The sequence below is a fragment of the Pseudomonas sp. WS 5051 genome (genome assembly GCF_012985715.1).
In the GTDB taxonomy this organism is placed as follows: domain Bacteria; phylum Pseudomonadota; class Gammaproteobacteria; order Pseudomonadales; family Pseudomonadaceae; genus Aquipseudomonas; species Aquipseudomonas bubulae.
Genome location: NZ_JAAQWV010000003.1, coordinates 303077 through 317665, shown reverse-complemented (window position 1 = coordinate 317665; position 14589 = coordinate 303077). Strand labels below are relative to the sequence as shown.

The following is a 14589-nucleotide window of genomic DNA, read 5'->3' as shown; positions in this document are numbered from 1 at the left end:
CCTGCTCATTCCTTAAGTGCCCGGCGTTCTCCCAAGACTGGCTCACATTGACGCGAAGGGCGCTGGCGACGTATTTCTGAATTTGTAGCCTGTAGCCCTGGAGGGCAGGCATAAAAAAGCCCCGCCATCAAAGCGTGGCAGGGCTTGTTGAAGGCTCTGGATCAGCTGTCTCAGGCCTTGCTCTCAAAGACTACGTAAATTTTCCGACAGGGCTCCAGCACTTCCCATGTCCCTTTGAATCCCGCTGGGATGACAAAGCGATCGCCGGCGCGCAGGGTCTTGGCGTTACCTTCATGGTCACGCAAAACGGAAACGCCCTGCACGATCTCGCAGTATTCGTGCTCGGTGTAATTGACGGTCCACTGGCCCACAGCTCCTTCCCACACCCCGGCGTTCATTTGCCCACAGGGGCTGTCGTAGTGGTTGTGGATAACTTGCTCAGGGTTGCCTTTAAGCACCTTTTCCGGGGCCGGGCTAAAACGTTCAGCCTGGGTATTGGCAGTGCTGAAGTCGACTACGCTTGCGATGCTCATCTTTGTTATCCCCCCGAAATTGCGGCATGTGTGGTCAGCAAAATTAAAGTCTATGTTTATTAAAACGAACAAGCCATGGTGTTTACGCCACCTGTGTCAAATATATTGAAAGTTCCAGGGCCACTGGTTTAGGGTGGCGCTTCCATTTCAACAAGAGGAGGACACTCGAATGACCACCCTGACGCGTGCTGACTGGGAACAACGGGCCCAACAGCTGAAAATCGAAGGTCGCGCCTTCATCAACGGTGAATACACCGATGCGGTCTCCAATGAAACGTTCGAGTGTCTGAGCCCGGTCGATGGCCGTTTGCTGGGTAAGGTTGCCAGCTGCGACAGCGCTGACGCCCAGCGCGCCGTGGAAGTGGCCCGCAAGACGTTCGAGTCCGGCGTCTGGTCCCGCCTGGCTCCGGCCAAGCGCAAAGCCGCAATGATCCGCTTTGCCGGCCTGCTCAAGCAAAACGCTGAAGAACTGGCCCTGCTTGAAACCCTGGACATGGGCAAGCCGATCAGTGACTCCCTGCACATCGATGTGCCCGGTGCTGCCGGCGCGCTGAGCTGGAGCGGCGAGGCCATCGACAAGATCTACGACGAAGTCGCCGCCACCCCGCACGACCAACTGGGCTTGGTAACCCGCGAGCCGGTGGGCGTTGTCGCTGCCATTGTGCCGTGGAACTTCCCGCTGATGATGGCCTGCTGGAAACTGGGCCCGGCCCTGTCGACCGGTAACTCGGTCATCCTCAAGCCGTCCGAAAAGTCCCCTCTGACGGCTATCCGTATCGCTGCGCTGGCCGTTGAAGCCGGCATTCCAGCGGGCGTCTTCAACGTACTGCCAGGCTACGGCCACACGGTCGGCAAGGCGCTGGCCCTGCATATGGACGTCGATACGCTGGTGTTTACCGGTTCGACCAAAATCGCCAAGCAGCTGATGATCTACGCTGGCGAGTCCAACATGAAGCGCATCTGGCTTGAAGCCGGTGGCAAGAGCCCGAACATCGTTTTCGCTGATGCGCCGGATCTGCAAGCGGCTGCCGAAGCCGCTGCCAGCGCCATTGCCTTTAACCAGGGTGAAGTTTGCACCGCGGGTTCGCGCCTGCTGGTGGAGCGCTCGATCAAGGACAAGTTCCTGCCGCTGGTGATCGACGCCCTCAAGGGCTGGAAGCCCGGCAACCCGCTGGACCCGGAAACCACCGTGGGCGCGCTGGTGGATACCCAGCAAATGAACACCGTGCTGTCGTACATCAAGTCCGGCCATAGCGAAGGCGCAAAACTGGTAGCAGGCGGTAATCAAATTCTGCAAGAAACCGGCGGCACCTACGTTGAACCGACCATTTTCGACGGCGTCAGCAATGCGATGAAAATCGCTCAGGAAGAAATCTTCGGGCCGGTATTGTCGGTTATCACCTTCGACAGTGCCGAAGAGGCCATCAAGATTGCCAACGACACGCCATACGGCCTGGCGGCAGCCGTCTGGACGGCCGATATCTCCAAGGCTCACCTGACCGCCAAGGCCCTGCGCGCCGGTAGCGTATGGGTCAACCAATACGATGGCGGCGACATGACCGCGCCGTTTGGTGGCTTCAAACAGTCGGGCAACGGCCGTGACAAGTCTCTGCACGCGTTTGATAAATACACCGAGCTGAAGTCCACCTGGATCAAGCTGTAATCCTCTAAACGCAACACCCTGTGGGAGCGGGCTTGCCCGCGATGACAGCACCGGGTCTGATTGACAGACCGCGGTGCCTTCATCGCGAGCAAGCCCGCTCCCACAATGGTTTTTACACCACATAATTGGAGCACAGACATGCGTTGGGCGACTTGTTTCGCCGTGCTGGTCGCATACGTCTATAGAATCGCCGTCGATCAGCTCCCTCTCCCTCCGGGAGAGGGTTGGGGAGAGGGCAGCCGCCAATCAGAGCATTTTTTCCAGCCCCACACTTTTGCTGAACCAGGCATTGAGCCGGCGCCACCAGTTGCCCGGTTCATGATGCAAAGTGTGCAACTGGCCATTGTCTTCGGTCACCCAGACCATCTTGCCCTGCTCCAGTTTCGGCTCATAACTCAAGGCCGGGGCCATGCCCTGCAACGCCAGTTTGCGGGCCTCGGCGGCCAGCTCGGGGCTGTCCACCAGCACGCCGACTTCGGTGTTCCACAAGCCTGAACGCGGATCGAAATTGAATGAACCGATAAAGGATTTTTGCCGATCAAAGATCATCGCCTTGCTGTGCAGGCTCGAATCCGAACTCATCCCGGGCTTGAACCAGTGCGGGCCACTGCCACCGCTGCTGCCCGGCTGGCGGCGCAATTCGAAGAGTTTGACCCCATGCTCCAGCAGCGCCTTGCGATAGGGTGCATAACCGCCATGCACCACGGGCACGTCTGTAGCCTCCAGGGAGTTGGTCAATAAACGTACATCGACCCCGGCATCGGCGCGGCCCGTCAGGTACACCAGCCCGGTTTCACCCGGCACAAAGTAGGCTGAAACCAGAATCAGCTCCTGATTAACGCCTACCAGCTCCGGCGCCAGTTGTGTGGTCAGCAGTAGATGCGGGTCAGGCTCATCCCGGGCCAGCACCTTGCTCGGAGCATCCCACAGCGCCTGATTCCAGGCCCAGATCAGCTCCTTGCGCCACACGTCGAGCTGCGGGCGGGTTTCGTATGAGGCCAGCTCCTGATAGAGCGCCGGGTTGCGTTGCTGCGCACGCTTGAGCGAGGTCTCCAGTTGTTTGCGTGCCTTGCCCAGCTCCTGCTCAGAGAGTTGCGAGGAGACAAAATCACCAATCGGCTGGCTCAGGGCACTGTTCCAGTACTGATCGAAGCTGTGCCCCAACTGCTCGGCCACCGGGCCGACGCCAAGCAGGTCGATATCGGTAAAATTCAGCTCCGGCTTGGCATCGAAGTACTCATCGCCCAGATTGCGCCCGCCCACGATCGCCGCACTGTTATCGGCCAGCCAGAGTTTGTTGTGCATGCGCCGGTGCTGGCGCGAGAGGTTGAACAGCCGTCCCATCGCTCGGGTTACACCCGTTCCACGGCCCAGTTGCAGGGGGTTGAACAGGCGAATCTGGATATTGGGATGAGCGGCGAGGGTGGCCAGGATATCGTCCAGGCCATCACTGGCGGTGTCATCGAGCAGGATGCGCACACGCACGCCGCGATCTGCGGCCTTGAGCAATTCGTCAATCAGCATGCGCGTACTCAAGCCGTCGTGGACGATGTAGTACTGCAGGTCGAGGCTGGTTTGCGCGTTGCGAATCAACTCGGCCCGGGCCCTGAAGGCTTCGCCGCTGTTGGGCAGCAGCCTGAACCCCGAGCGACCTTGATACGGCGCGGCCTGGGCCTGGATCGAGCGGCCAAAGGCCGAGTCTGCGGCGGGTAACGCCTGGGTGGGTTCACGGGGTACGTCCAACGTGGCACAGCCTCCCAGCAAGACGACTAAAAACAATGCGCAAAGTGATTTCAACGGGTAAAGCCTCGGGCCAGACGTCACTGGAGTTAAACGGTATCTGCCAGCAGTTTACTGGCTGCCATACCCACTTTGCGCACCGCTTCTTCGATCTGCGGCGTAGGCTTTGCAGCGTAGTTCATGCGCAAGCAATTACGGTACTTGCCCGAAGCCGAAAAAATACTGCCCACCGCGATCTGCACGCCCTGGTCCAGCAACATGCGGTTGAGGCGCAGGCTGTCGAAGCCGTCAGGCAGCTCAAGCCACAGCATAAAGCTGCCCTGGGGCCTGCTGGCACGGGTGCCGGGCGGAAAGTAGCGGCTGATCCAGCCCAGCATCAGGTCGCGATTGCGCTGGTATTGGCTGCGCATTTTGCGCAGGTGCGGCTCGAAATGACCGTTTTTCAGGAAGTCGGCAACCGCCAGTTGCGGCTGCGGTGCGCAAGAGCCGGTGCTGATGTATTTCATGTGCAGCACCCGCTCCAGATAACGCCCCGGCGCCACCCAGCCAACGCGCAAGCCGGGGGCCAGGGTTTTGGAGAATGAACTGCACAGCAGGACACGACCGTCATCGTCGAAGGACTTGATGGTTCGCGGGCGAGGGTAGGTGTAGGCCAGTTCGCCGTACACATCGTCTTCAATGATCGCCACATCAAAACGCTGGGCCAGGGTCACCAGCGCCCGCTTGCGGGCTTCGGGCATGATGTAGCCCAGTGGGTTGTTGCAACTGGGGGTGAGCTGGATAGCCTTGATCGGCCACTGTTCCAGGGCCAGTTCCAGGGCTTCGAGGCTGATGCCGGTCAGCGGATCGGTAGGGATCTCCAGGGCCTTCATCCCCAGGCCCTTGAGGGTTTGCATGGCGCCATGAAAGCTTGGCGAGTCGACCGCGACGATATCACCCGGTTCGCACACGGCTCGAATACTGCACGACAAGGCCTCATGGCAGCCCGTGGTGATTACCAGATCTTCTGCGCCCAACTGGCAGCCCGAATCGAGCAACAACCGCGCCACCTGCTCGCGCAGGCCGAGTACCCCGTAGACGTTGTCGTAATACAGACCGGGCAAGTCCAGACGCCGGCTGATCTGCGCCAGGCTGCGCAACAGCGGCTTGATGGTTGGCGTGGTGACGTCCGGCATGCCGCGCCCCAACTGGATCACGTCCTTTTGCGGCACTGAGCGAACCAGTTCCAGCACTTGCTCCCACTGTGAAATTTCCACGGGTCGCTGGGCAGGTTTACCCATGCCCGGTAGGGCGGGCAGCTCACGCTCCATCGGCACGAAGTACCCGGACTTGGGCCGCGGCGACGCCAGGCCATTGTCCTCCAGCAAGCGATACGCCTGCTGCACCGTACTCAGGCTCACACCATGCTCGGCGCTTAGCGCCCGCACCGACGGCAAACGGTCGCCAGGGCGATAAAAGCCCTGCTCGATGCGCGTACCGAGCAGGTCGGCGAGGTTGACATAAAGGGTCATGGCAGAACTCCCGAAGGGTGGACCAGTACAGATGGGGCGTAAACCAAGGATTCAGCGCCTGAAATGGCAGATCTGTATGTATTTAAAAAGACTTTGCTGAATCTGTCATGGTTTCCAGCGCACGGCCATCATGCTGACTCATGGCAATCGAGTCAAAAGGAGCTGTCTGATGAATGGTTTGAGCGATGTGCGCCTGACGCTGCACAGCCAACAATTACTGGCTGAGCATGAAGCCCGTCAAGTCACCAGCACCCCGGCCGGTCTTGGGGTGTGGGGGCTGTTCTGCCACCGTGCTCGCAGTCGCCGGATGCTGCTGAACCTGGACGAACAGCAGCTGCGCGATGTGGGGTTGACCCGCGAAATGGCCCGGCAGGAAGGCTGCAAGCCATTTTGGCGTTCGTAACCAAACCTGCGGCAGCGGCTACAGGTTTGAATCAGCGCAGCTCTTTTAACCGGTGCCACAGCATCCCCAGCGCCAGCAATGGCGAACGCAGGTATTTGCCACCCGGGAAGGTGATATGCGGGACCTTGGCAAACAGATCAAAACCGTCACTGTGCTGGCCACTGATAGCTTCGGCCAGCAACTTGCCCGCCAGGTGGGTTGCGTTAACCCCGTGCCCTGAATACGCCTGGGCGTAATACACATTGGGATGCTCTTGCAGGCGGCCGATCTGCGGCAGGCGGTTGGCACCAATGCCGATCATGCCGCCCCACTGGTAGTCGATTTTCACGTCTTTAAGATGCGGGAACACCTCGAGCATTTTAGGACGCATGTACGCGGCAATATCCTGCGGATCCCGCCCAGAATAATGACAGGCCCCACCGAATAACAGACGCCGATCTGCCGAAAGACGGTAGTAGTCCAGCGCCACGCGCTGGTCGCACACGGCCATGTTCTGTGGCAGCAAGGCGTGAGCCCGGGCTTCGCTCAACGGCTCGGTGGCAATGATGTAGCTGCCCGCAGGCAGCACTTTGCCGCTTAGTTGCGGGTTGAGGTCCTTGAGATAGGCGTTGCAGCCCAGTACCAGACTTTTGGCCCGCACGGAGCCCTGGGCCGTGTGCACCCGTACTTCAGGGCCATAATCGATGCGGGTTACTGCGGAGTTTTCAAACAGCTTTACACCCAGTTGCGCAGCGGCCGCTGCTTCGCCCAGCGCCAGATTCAGCGGGTGCAAATGACCCGAGCCCATATCGACAAAGCCGCCGACATACCGGTCCGAACCCACCACGCTGTGCACTTCGTTGGCCTGCAACAGACGGGTTTCATGGCGATAACCCAGATCGCGCAGCTCCTGGGCCTCTTCAGCAAAACCTTCAAGGTCACGGGGTTTGTTGGCCAGGTCGCAATAGCCCCAGGTCAGGTCACAGGCAATATTGAAACGCTCGACGCGCTGGCGCACGATTTCCACCGCCTCCAGCCCCATCAGCTTCATTTGCCGCACACCGTCCTTGCCGATGACGCCTTCAAACTGCTCAACACCATGGCCGACCCCGCGAATCAGTTGCCCGCCATTGCGCCCGCTGGCGCCCCAACCGATCTTGTGCGCTTCCAGCAAGACCACGCTCATGCCGCGCTCGGCCAGCTCCAGCGCCGTATTCAGGCCGGAAAAGCCACCGCCCACCACACACACATCCGCCACCAGCTCGCCCTGCAACACCGGATGATCGGGTTGTGGCAGGCTGCTGGCGGCGTAATAAGAAGCGGTGTGCTGGCTGCGCTGAACAGGGGCGTTCATGTGCGTAATCCTGATTATTGATGTTTGGAAAATTTGACGGAGCATAAGCCGTGCCATTCCCGTGGGGCAAGAACAGCCGAATGGCCCTGTCTAGGGCAGGGGTTTTCAGGCAGACTCTGCGGCCTTTTCTCAATCGGTACGTTCTGGATGAGCTGTAACAGTCACAAGATCCGCTTTCTCAGGCAGCAAATCCCCTCGTTCGAATGCGTGCCGGGTTGCCATGACTGCTGCGGGCCTGTGACCACTTCATCCGAAGAAATGGCCCGCTTGCCGCGCAAGACGGCTGCCGAACAAGAAGCAGCAATGGATGAGCTGAACTGTGTGCATCTGGGGCCCAATGGCTGCACGGTGTATGAAGAGCGGCCATTGATCTGTCGGTTGTTTGGCACTACCCCCACCTTGCCGTGCCCCAACGGTCGACGCCCGGTAGAGATGATTCACCCCAGCGCAGAGAAGCTGGTGCATGAGTACATCGCCAGTACGCGGCAGGTGCTGGTCTAGATCAAGAGCCCCCTCACCCTGCCCCTCTCCCGGAGGGAGAGGGGACTAAAGGCAAAAGCCGGTCTGCGCAGCCCCTCTAAGGGAAAGCCGTCAATCTGCAATCGGCAGATTCAGGCTCTCTTTGACTTCTTCCATCACGATATAGCTTTTGGACTCACGCACGTGGGGCAGCTTGAGCAAGATGTCACCCAGCAGCTTGCGGTAAGAAGCCATCTCGCTGATCCGCGCCTTCACCAGATAGTCGAAGTCCCCCGACACCAGATGACACTCCAGCACATGGGGCAACTTCAACACGGCGCGTCGGAATTCATCAAAGGTATCGCCTGATTTGTAGTCCAGGCTGATTTCCACAAATACCAGCAGGCTGCCCTGTAAATGTTGCGGGTTCAGCCGGGCGTTGTAGCCCATGATGATCCCTTCACGTTCCAGCCTGCGCACTCGTTCTGTACAGGGAGTGGTCGACAACCCAACCTTCTCTCCCAGCTCGGTAAACGAGATGCGGCCATCGACCTGGAGGATGCGCAAAATGTTGCGATCTATCTTGTCCAATTCACGCTTTGTTTGATGATTTGTACGCATAGGAGATTCTCCTCCGTGAAAAGGGTTATGCCCGAGAATTGTCGCCAAATATAGCTTCTTATACAGTGAATACCACTGCTCAATGCTTCATATACTGCGCTCATCTTTGCATCGAACAATAAACGTCTGCGGCTGGCCGCGATGAGGGAATGAATATGCGAGTTATGGTATTGGGTGGCGGCGTTATTGGTACTGCCAGCGCCTATTATCTGGCCCGAGCCGGTTTTGATGTGGTTGTCGTGGACCGTCAGCCAGCCGTTGCAATGGAAACCAGCTTTGCCAACGCGGGCCAGGTGTCCCCGGGCTACGCTTCGCCGTGGGCTGCACCGGGCGTGCCGCTCAAGGCGATCAAGTGGTTGCTCGAACGCCACGCACCTCTGGCCATCAAGGCCACGACCAGCATTGATCAGTACCTGTGGATGGCACAGATGCTGCGCAACTGCACCGCCAGCCGCTATGCCGTGAACAAGGAGCGCATGGTTCGCCTGTCCGAGTACAGCCGTGACTGCCTCGACGAACTGCGTGCCGAAACGGGTATTGCCTACGAAGCCCGTAACCTCGGCACCACACAACTGTTCCGCACTCAGGCCCAGCTCGATGGCGCCGCCAAGGACATCGCGGTCCTGAAAGAATCCGGTGTACCGTTCGAACTGCTCGACCGTGCCGGTATTGCCCGGGTTGAGCCCGCACTGGCCAGCGTGACCGACATTTTGGCCGGCGCCCTGCGCCTGCCCAATGACCAGACTGGCGACTGTCAGATGTTTACCACCCGCCTGGCTGAAATGGCCAAAAACCTGGGTGTTGAGTTCCGCTTCGGCCAGGATATCCAGCGTCTGGACTACGCAGGTGATCGCATCAATGGCGTGATGATCGACGGCAAACTCGAAACCGCCGATCGTTACGTACTGGCACTGGGCAGCTACTCGCCGCAAATGCTCAAGCCACTGGGCATCAAGGCGCCGGTTTATCCGCTCAAGGGCTACTCGCTGACCATTCCGATTACCAATTCGGACATGGCACCGACCTCGACCATTCTCGATGAGACCTACAAGGTCGCGATCACCCGTTTCGACAACCGCATTCGCGTTGGCGGCATGGCTGAAATCGCCGGTTTTGACCTGTCGCTGAACCCGCGCCGACGCGAAACCCTGGAGATGATCGTCAACGACCTTTATCCTCAGGGCGGTGATCTGAGCCAGGCCAGTTTCTGGACCGGCCTGCGCCCGACCACCCCGGACGGCACGCCGATTGTGGGCGCAACCCCGTTCAAAAACCTGTTCCTGAACACCGGGCATGGCACACTGGGTTGGACCATGGCCTGCGGTTCCGGTCGTTTCCTCGCGGACGTAATGGCCAAAAAGACCCCGCAAATCAGCGCCGAGGGCCTTGATATTTCCCGCTACGGCAACCACCAGGAGACTGCAAAACATGGCAATCCAGCGCCAGCTCACCAATGAACGCATGAGCCAGATCGTTACCCATAACGGCACTGTCTACCTGTCCGGGCAAGTCGGCGACGACATGAACGCCGGGGTCGAGCAACAGACCCGTGAAACACTGGCCAATATCGAGCATTTGCTGGACCTGGCGGGCTCCGATAAAAGCCGTATCCTGTCGGTCACTATTTACCTCAAAGACATCGATGCCGACTTTGCCGGCATGAACAGCGTCTGGGACCAATGGCTGCCCAAGGGTGTAGCGCCGGCCCGCGCAACTGTCGAGGCCAAGCTGTGCGAGCCCGAAATCCTGGTTGAACTGTCTGTTGTGGCAGCATTGCCGTAAGTTTTTTGATCACGTAACAGTCCCTCTTGCGGTGCAGCACGCAGTTCACGCTGCGGGTGTGCACCGTTTTTTATTCTTTTGCCGTTAGAAGCCCGCCGCCATGCGCCCAGCCCGTGCCCTGATCGACCTCCAAGCCCTGCGTCACAATTACCAACTGGCCCGTGAAGTCACGGGGGCCAAGGCCCTTGCTGTGATCAAGGCCGATGCCTACGGCCACGGTGCCGTGCGCTGCGCCCAGGCTCTTGAGGCCGAGGCTGACGGTTTTGCCGTGGCCTGTATTGAAGAAGCACTGGAACTGCGCGCCGCCGGTATTCGCGCGCCAATCCTGCTGCTGGAAGGTTTTTTTGAAGCGGATGAACTACCACTGATCGTCGAACATGACTTCTGGTGTGTGGTGCATTCGCTGTGGCAGCTTGATGCCATCGAGCAGGCCCGGCTCGCCAAACCCATCCATGTGTGGCTGAAACTGGACAGTGGCATGCACCGCGTTGGCTTGCACCCCAACGATTACAAGGCCGCTTACCAGCGTCTGCAGGCCAGTGCCAATGTGGCGAAAATCGTGCTGATGAGCCATTTTGCCCGCGCCGATGAGCTCGATTGCACCCGAAGCGTAGAGCAGGTTGCTGTGTTCCTCGGCGCTCGCACCGATTTGACGGCAGAAATCAGCTTGCGCAACTCGCCGGCCGTACTCGGCTGGCCACGCGTGCCAAGTGACTGGGTACGCCCGGGCTTGATGTTGTATGGCAGCTCGCCATTTGACGAGCCACAGGCCACTGCCTCTCGCTTGCAACCGGTGATGACCCTGGAGTCCAAAGTGATCTGCGTGCGCGAACTGCCCGCCGGTGAGCCAGTGGGCTACGGTGCCAGGTTCATCACCCCAAAACCCATGCGAATCGGCGTGGTGGCCATGGGTTATGCCGACGGCTACCCGCGCCAGGCTCCCACCGGTACCCCCGTATTTGTGGACGGTGTGCGCAGCCAGTTGCTGGGTCGTGTGTCGATGGACATGCTGTGCATCGACCTCACCGATGTGCCGCAAGCGGGCCTGGGTTCGACGGTCGAGTTGTGGGGTAAAAACATTCTCGCCAGCGAAGTGGCCACTGCAGCAGATACCATTCCTTACCAGATTTTCTGCAACCTCAAACGCGTTCCACGGCTCTATTCCGGTAACTGATGGGTTGTATCCAATATGCAGGGGCGAATGGGCGTCCGGGTTTGAAGTCGAAGTGTTGTAAATACTGAACGCTATCGCCATGATGGCGGCTTCTCGACCCGAATCTGACCCCCAGGAGGCTCCCGCATTGGACGTCGGTGAACGACTGCAATCCATCCGCAAACTCAAAGGCCTGTCGCAGCGTGAACTCGCCAAGCGCGCGGGCGTCACCAACAGCACCATTTCGATGATCGAAAAGAACAGCGTGAGCCCGTCCATAAGCTCCCTGCGAAAAGTGCTGAGTGGCATCCCCATGTCCATGGTCGAGTTTTTTTCCGAAGAAATCCTTCAAGAAAACCCAACTCAAATTGTCTACAAAGCCAATGAGCTGATCGACATTTCCGACGGTGCGGTGACCATGAAACTGGTGGGCAAGGCACATCCGAGCCGGGCCATTGCCTTTCTCAACGAGATTTATCCACCGGGCGCCGATACCGGGGACGAAATGCTGACCCATGAAGGCGAAGAAACCGGGATTTTGGTGGAAGGTCGCCTAGAGTTAACCGTGGGTCTTGAGACCTTCGTGCTGGAAGCCGGTGACAGCTATTATTTCGAAAGCTCCAAACCACACCGCTTTCGTAATCCGTTCGACGTCGCGGCGCGACTAATCAGCGCAGCCACCCCGGCGAATTTCTAAGAACAGAGGCGCCCTGTCTGCTTGCAGAGGCACCCGTAGATGCATTTCGCCAGCTCTATTCCCCCTTTGTCTTTAGGGTTGTTTCAGAGAGGCGGGCTAACCGTTATACTTTCGCCGCCCGCGAAACCGTGGTTGTGGGCGTGAATAGCCACCATTGAGGGTGAACGCGTGAACCTAATTATGAAAATGCTGGCCGTACCAGCAGCAGTAGTGGCCCTATGGGCAGTCAACGCTCAGGCAACAACGAACGATGACATTGCAAAACGTCTTGAGCCAGTGGGTAAGGTCTGTGTTCAAGGGCAGGAATGCAAAGGGATGGAAGTGACCGCTTCTGTAGGCGGTGGTGGTGGCATGACCCCCGACGACATTATTGCCAAGCACTGCAGTGCTTGCCACGGCACCGGCTTGTTGGGCGCACCGAAAATCGGTGACACCGCCGCCTGGAAAGAGCGCGCCGATCATCAGGGCGGCCTTGATGGCATCCTGGCCAAGGCCATCACCGGTATCAACGCCATGCCGCCAAAAGGCACTTGCATGACCTGTACCGATGAAGAGCTAAAAGGCGCCATCGAGAAAATGTCCGGTTTGAAATAATCCGACCTTCTCTGAAAAAGCCGCTGATGGGCGGCTTTTTTGTGCCCGAAATTTGAGCTCGTCCGCGTCCTCTGCGCTATCACGTCTATATTCAAGACTGGATAAGGAGGATCAGATGGTGCAGTCCTGTTCGATCGAGCGCGCAGTCGATGATGTGCTGGCGCGATTACCGATGCATATTCACCTTGGCCTGCCGCTGGGCCTGGGCAAGGCCAACCGCTTCGTCAATGCGCTGTATCAGCGGATCAGGCAGCTGCCCGAACGCCAACTGACGATCTATACCGCTTTGAGTCTGGGCCGCCCCCCACTTGGGGACGGACTGCAACGGTTGTTTCTGGAGCCTTTTGTCGAGCGGGTATTTGGCGATTACATTGAGCTGGATTACCTGGCCGACCTGCTTCACAACAGCATGCCCACCAACATCCACGTCGAGCAGTTCTTTTTGCAGCCGGGCAGTTTGCTCAACAGCCCGGCTGCCCAGCAGGATTACGTCAGCAGCAATTACAGTCACGCGGCCCGCGACATCAATGCCAGCGGCCTGAACCTGGTGGCCCAACTGGTTGCTCGACACCCCGAGGATGCCGCGCGTCTGAGCCTGAGCTGCAACCCGGATATCACCCTCGATTTGTTGCCCATGATTGCCAAGCGGCGTGCGGCGGGGGAGACCATTCTGATACTGGGCCAGGTACATGGTGACCTGCCTTATATGCCCGGCGACTCGGAGCTGAGTATCGACGATTTTGATCTGTTGATTGACGAAGATGAGCACACTATGTTGTTTTCAACGCCCAGCATGCCGGTCAATCTGCAAGACCATATGATCGGCCTGCATGCCAGCACCCTGATACGCGACGGCGGCACCCTGCAGATCGGCATTGGCTCGATGGGTGATGCCCTGAGTGCAGCCCTGCTCGCACGCCAGGGTGACAACGAGGGCTACCGCGACCTGCTCGACGCTATCGATATCACCCAGTGGCGCACGCTGATCGAGCAACAAGGTGGCGTCGAGCCATTTGCCCGGGGCCTGTATGGTTGCAGCGAGATGTTTGTCCACGGCCTGATGGTGCTGGCCGATGCCGGGATTGTGCGACGCAAGGTCTACCCCGATGCCGACAGGCAAGCCCAGGCCAATGCGGGCACCCTGGATGAAAGCTTGCAGGGTGACGGGGTCAGCATCCACGGCGGTTTTATCCTCGGCCCCCGCGATTTTTACCAGCGGCTAAGGGAGTTGCCCCACAGCAAGCGCCTTGAATTCAATATGACCGCCATCAGCTATATCAACGAACTATACGGCCAGGAAGAGTTGAAACGCCTGCAACGGCGTGATGCGCGCTTCGTCAACAGCGCATTCACCGTGACCTTGCTCGGTGCCGCCGTGGCTGATCAGCTCGAAGACGGCCGGGTGCTGAGCGGGGTCGGCGGGCAATACAACTTTGTTGCCCAGGGCCATGCCCTGCATGACGCACGCTCGGTGATCATGTTGCGCAGCTGGCGAGAGTCGGGCGGTGACGTAAGTTCCAATATTGTCTGGGAATACGGTCACTGCACCATCCCGCGGCATTTGCGCGACATTGTGGTCACCGAATACGGGATTGCTGATTTGCGCGGCAAAACCGACAGCAAAGTCATCGAGGCGCTGCTCAACATCACCGACTCGCGCTTCCAGACCGAACTGACCACCCAGGCACAACTGATGGGCAAGCTGCCCAAGGACTTTCGCCTTGATCCACGTTTTGCCGACAACAGCCCGCAGCGTTTGCAGGAGATCGCCGATCGGCACCCGCATTTGTTCCCGGAATACCCGCTGGGCAGTGATTTCAGCGCGCAGGAGCAAGACCTGCTGCGAGCGTTGAACTGGCTTAAAAGCAAATTCAAGCTCACGCAGATGTACCAACTGGGCAAGGCTACGCTGGACGCGCCTTCGCCCCAGGCATTCCCCGAACACCTGGAGCGCATGCAGCTCGCACAACCCGACGGGTTGCGCGATGAGCTGTACCAGCGTTTGCTGCTGGCAGGGCTGCAGGCAACCGCGAAAAGCAATTGACGCGCCTTTCGTAGCAGCTGCCGCCAGGCTGCGTTCGGCGGCGCAGCCTTCGTGCC

14 protein-coding genes are annotated in these 14589 nt (G+C 59.0%); 9 read left to right on the top strand and 5 right to left on the bottom strand.

The window, feature by feature from the left end; genetic code table 11:
• Nucleotides 1-170 precede the first annotated feature (170 nt).
• Nucleotides 171-533, bottom strand: coding sequence for a cupin domain-containing protein (locus tag HBN79_RS06230; protein WP_094999727.1), 363 nt, complete (start codon nt 531-533; stop codon nt 171-173).
• A 169-nt stretch (nt 534-702) separates the two neighbouring features.
• Here HBN79_RS06230 and HBN79_RS06225 point away from each other — a divergent pair, with 169 nt between their 5' ends.
• Nucleotides 703-2196, top strand: coding sequence for an aldehyde dehydrogenase (locus HBN79_RS06225; RefSeq protein ID WP_094999728.1), 1494 nt, complete (start codon nt 703-705; stop codon nt 2194-2196).
• Nucleotides 2197-2442: 246 nt separating this feature from the next.
• Here the strand turns inward: HBN79_RS06225 and HBN79_RS06220 are convergent, their stop codons facing one another.
• On the bottom strand, nt 2443-3993 hold the full coding sequence (locus HBN79_RS06220; protein ID WP_095017866.1) for a phospholipase D family protein: 1551 nt from the start codon (nt 3991-3993) through the stop codon (nt 2443-2445).
• A gap of 32 nt (nt 3994-4025) precedes the next feature.
• Nucleotides 4026-5447, bottom strand: a complete 1422-nt coding sequence (locus HBN79_RS06215) for a PLP-dependent aminotransferase family protein (protein ID WP_094999730.1) — start codon at nt 5445-5447, stop codon at nt 4026-4028.
• Nucleotides 5448-5616: 169 nt separating this feature from the next.
• Here HBN79_RS06215 and HBN79_RS06210 point away from each other — a divergent pair, with 169 nt between their 5' ends.
• A complete protein-coding gene (locus HBN79_RS06210) occupies nt 5617-5850 on the top strand; it encodes a DUF1127 domain-containing protein (protein WP_094999731.1) in 234 nt (77 codons plus the stop codon).
• A 31-nt stretch (nt 5851-5881) separates the two neighbouring features.
• On the opposite strand, the gene HBN79_RS06205 is transcribed toward HBN79_RS06210, so the two are convergent.
• The gene (locus HBN79_RS06205) at nt 5882-7183 is read right to left on the bottom strand and encodes an FAD-binding oxidoreductase (protein WP_095020510.1); all 1302 of its coding nucleotides are present in this window, start codon (nt 7181-7183) and stop codon (nt 5882-5884) included.
• 147 nt (nt 7184-7330) lie between these two features.
• On the opposite strand from HBN79_RS06205, the gene HBN79_RS06200 reads away from it, so the two are divergent.
• Nucleotides 7331-7684, top strand: a complete 354-nt coding sequence (locus tag HBN79_RS06200; protein WP_003437837.1) for a YkgJ family cysteine cluster protein — start codon at nt 7331-7333, stop codon at nt 7682-7684.
• A 90-nt stretch (nt 7685-7774) separates the two neighbouring features.
• Here HBN79_RS06200 and HBN79_RS06195 read toward each other — a convergent pair whose 3' ends face one another.
• Nucleotides 7775-8263 (bottom strand): Lrp/AsnC ligand binding domain-containing protein, encoded by a 489-nt coding sequence (locus tag HBN79_RS06195; protein ID WP_016782681.1) that lies wholly within the window; start codon nt 8261-8263, stop codon nt 7775-7777.
• A gap of 155 nt (nt 8264-8418) precedes the next feature.
• Here HBN79_RS06195 and dadA point away from each other — a divergent pair, with 155 nt between their 5' ends.
• From dadA to HBN79_RS06165, 6 genes are all read left to right on the top strand, one after another.
• Nucleotides 8419-9720 (top strand): D-amino acid dehydrogenase, encoded by a 1302-nt coding sequence (gene dadA / locus HBN79_RS06190; protein ID WP_029611630.1) that lies wholly within the window; start codon nt 8419-8421, stop codon nt 9718-9720.
• Nucleotides 9692-10045 carry a RidA family protein gene (locus HBN79_RS06185; RefSeq protein ID WP_094999733.1) on the top strand — a complete coding sequence of 118 codons (354 nt, stop codon included), beginning with the start codon at nt 9692-9694 and terminating at the stop codon, nt 10043-10045. The genes dadA and HBN79_RS06185 overlap by 29 nt, the downstream gene beginning before the upstream one ends.
• Nucleotides 10046-10145: 100 nt before the next feature.
• Nucleotides 10146-11219 carry an alanine racemase gene (alr, locus tag HBN79_RS06180; protein WP_169916453.1) on the top strand — a complete coding sequence of 358 codons (1074 nt, stop codon included), beginning with the start codon at nt 10146-10148 and terminating at the stop codon, nt 11217-11219.
• A 127-nt stretch (nt 11220-11346) separates the two neighbouring features.
• The gene (locus HBN79_RS06175; RefSeq protein ID WP_016782677.1) at nt 11347-11895 is read left to right on the top strand and encodes a cupin domain-containing protein; all 549 of its coding nucleotides are present in this window, start codon (nt 11347-11349) and stop codon (nt 11893-11895) included.
• A gap of 180 nt (nt 11896-12075) precedes the next feature.
• Nucleotides 12076-12489, top strand: coding sequence for a c-type cytochrome (locus HBN79_RS06170; protein ID WP_029611629.1), 414 nt, complete (start codon nt 12076-12078; stop codon nt 12487-12489).
• 115 nt (nt 12490-12604) lie between these two features.
• Complete coding sequence (locus tag HBN79_RS06165; RefSeq protein WP_169916452.1) at nt 12605-14533, top strand: acetyl-CoA hydrolase/transferase family protein; 1929 nt, start codon at nt 12605-12607, stop codon at nt 14531-14533.
• Nucleotides 14534-14589: the final 56 nt, after the last annotated feature.

Excerpts from the sequence above, each read along its gene's own strand:
- HBN79_RS06230 (WP_094999727.1), bottom strand. The coding sequence starts at position 533 with ATGAGCATCGCAAGCGTAGTCGACTTCAGCACTGCCAATACCCAGGCT.
- HBN79_RS06225 (WP_094999728.1), top strand. The coding sequence starts at position 703 with ATGACCACCCTGACGCGTGCTGACTGGGAACAACGGGCCCAACAGCTG.
- HBN79_RS06215 (WP_094999730.1), bottom strand. The coding sequence starts at position 5,447 with ATGACCCTTTATGTCAACCTCGCCGACCTGCTCGGTACGCGCATCGAG.
- HBN79_RS06210 (WP_094999731.1), top strand. The coding sequence starts at position 5,617 with ATGAATGGTTTGAGCGATGTGCGCCTGACGCTGCACAGCCAACAATTA.
- HBN79_RS06205 (WP_095020510.1), bottom strand. The coding sequence starts at position 7,183 with ATGAACGCCCCTGTTCAGCGCAGCCAGCACACCGCTTCTTATTACGCC.
- HBN79_RS06200 (WP_003437837.1), top strand. The coding sequence starts at position 7,331 with ATGAGCTGTAACAGTCACAAGATCCGCTTTCTCAGGCAGCAAATCCCC.
- HBN79_RS06195 (WP_016782681.1), bottom strand. The coding sequence starts at position 8,263 with ATGCGTACAAATCATCAAACAAAGCGTGAATTGGACAAGATAGATCGC.
- dadA (WP_029611630.1), top strand. The coding sequence starts at position 8,419 with ATGCGAGTTATGGTATTGGGTGGCGGCGTTATTGGTACTGCCAGCGCC.
- HBN79_RS06185 (WP_094999733.1), top strand. The coding sequence starts at position 9,692 with ATGGCAATCCAGCGCCAGCTCACCAATGAACGCATGAGCCAGATCGTT.
- alr (WP_169916453.1), top strand. The coding sequence starts at position 10,146 with ATGCGCCCAGCCCGTGCCCTGATCGACCTCCAAGCCCTGCGTCACAAT.
- HBN79_RS06170 (WP_029611629.1), top strand. The coding sequence starts at position 12,076 with ATGAAAATGCTGGCCGTACCAGCAGCAGTAGTGGCCCTATGGGCAGTC.
- HBN79_RS06165 (WP_169916452.1), top strand. The coding sequence starts at position 12,605 with ATGGTGCAGTCCTGTTCGATCGAGCGCGCAGTCGATGATGTGCTGGCG.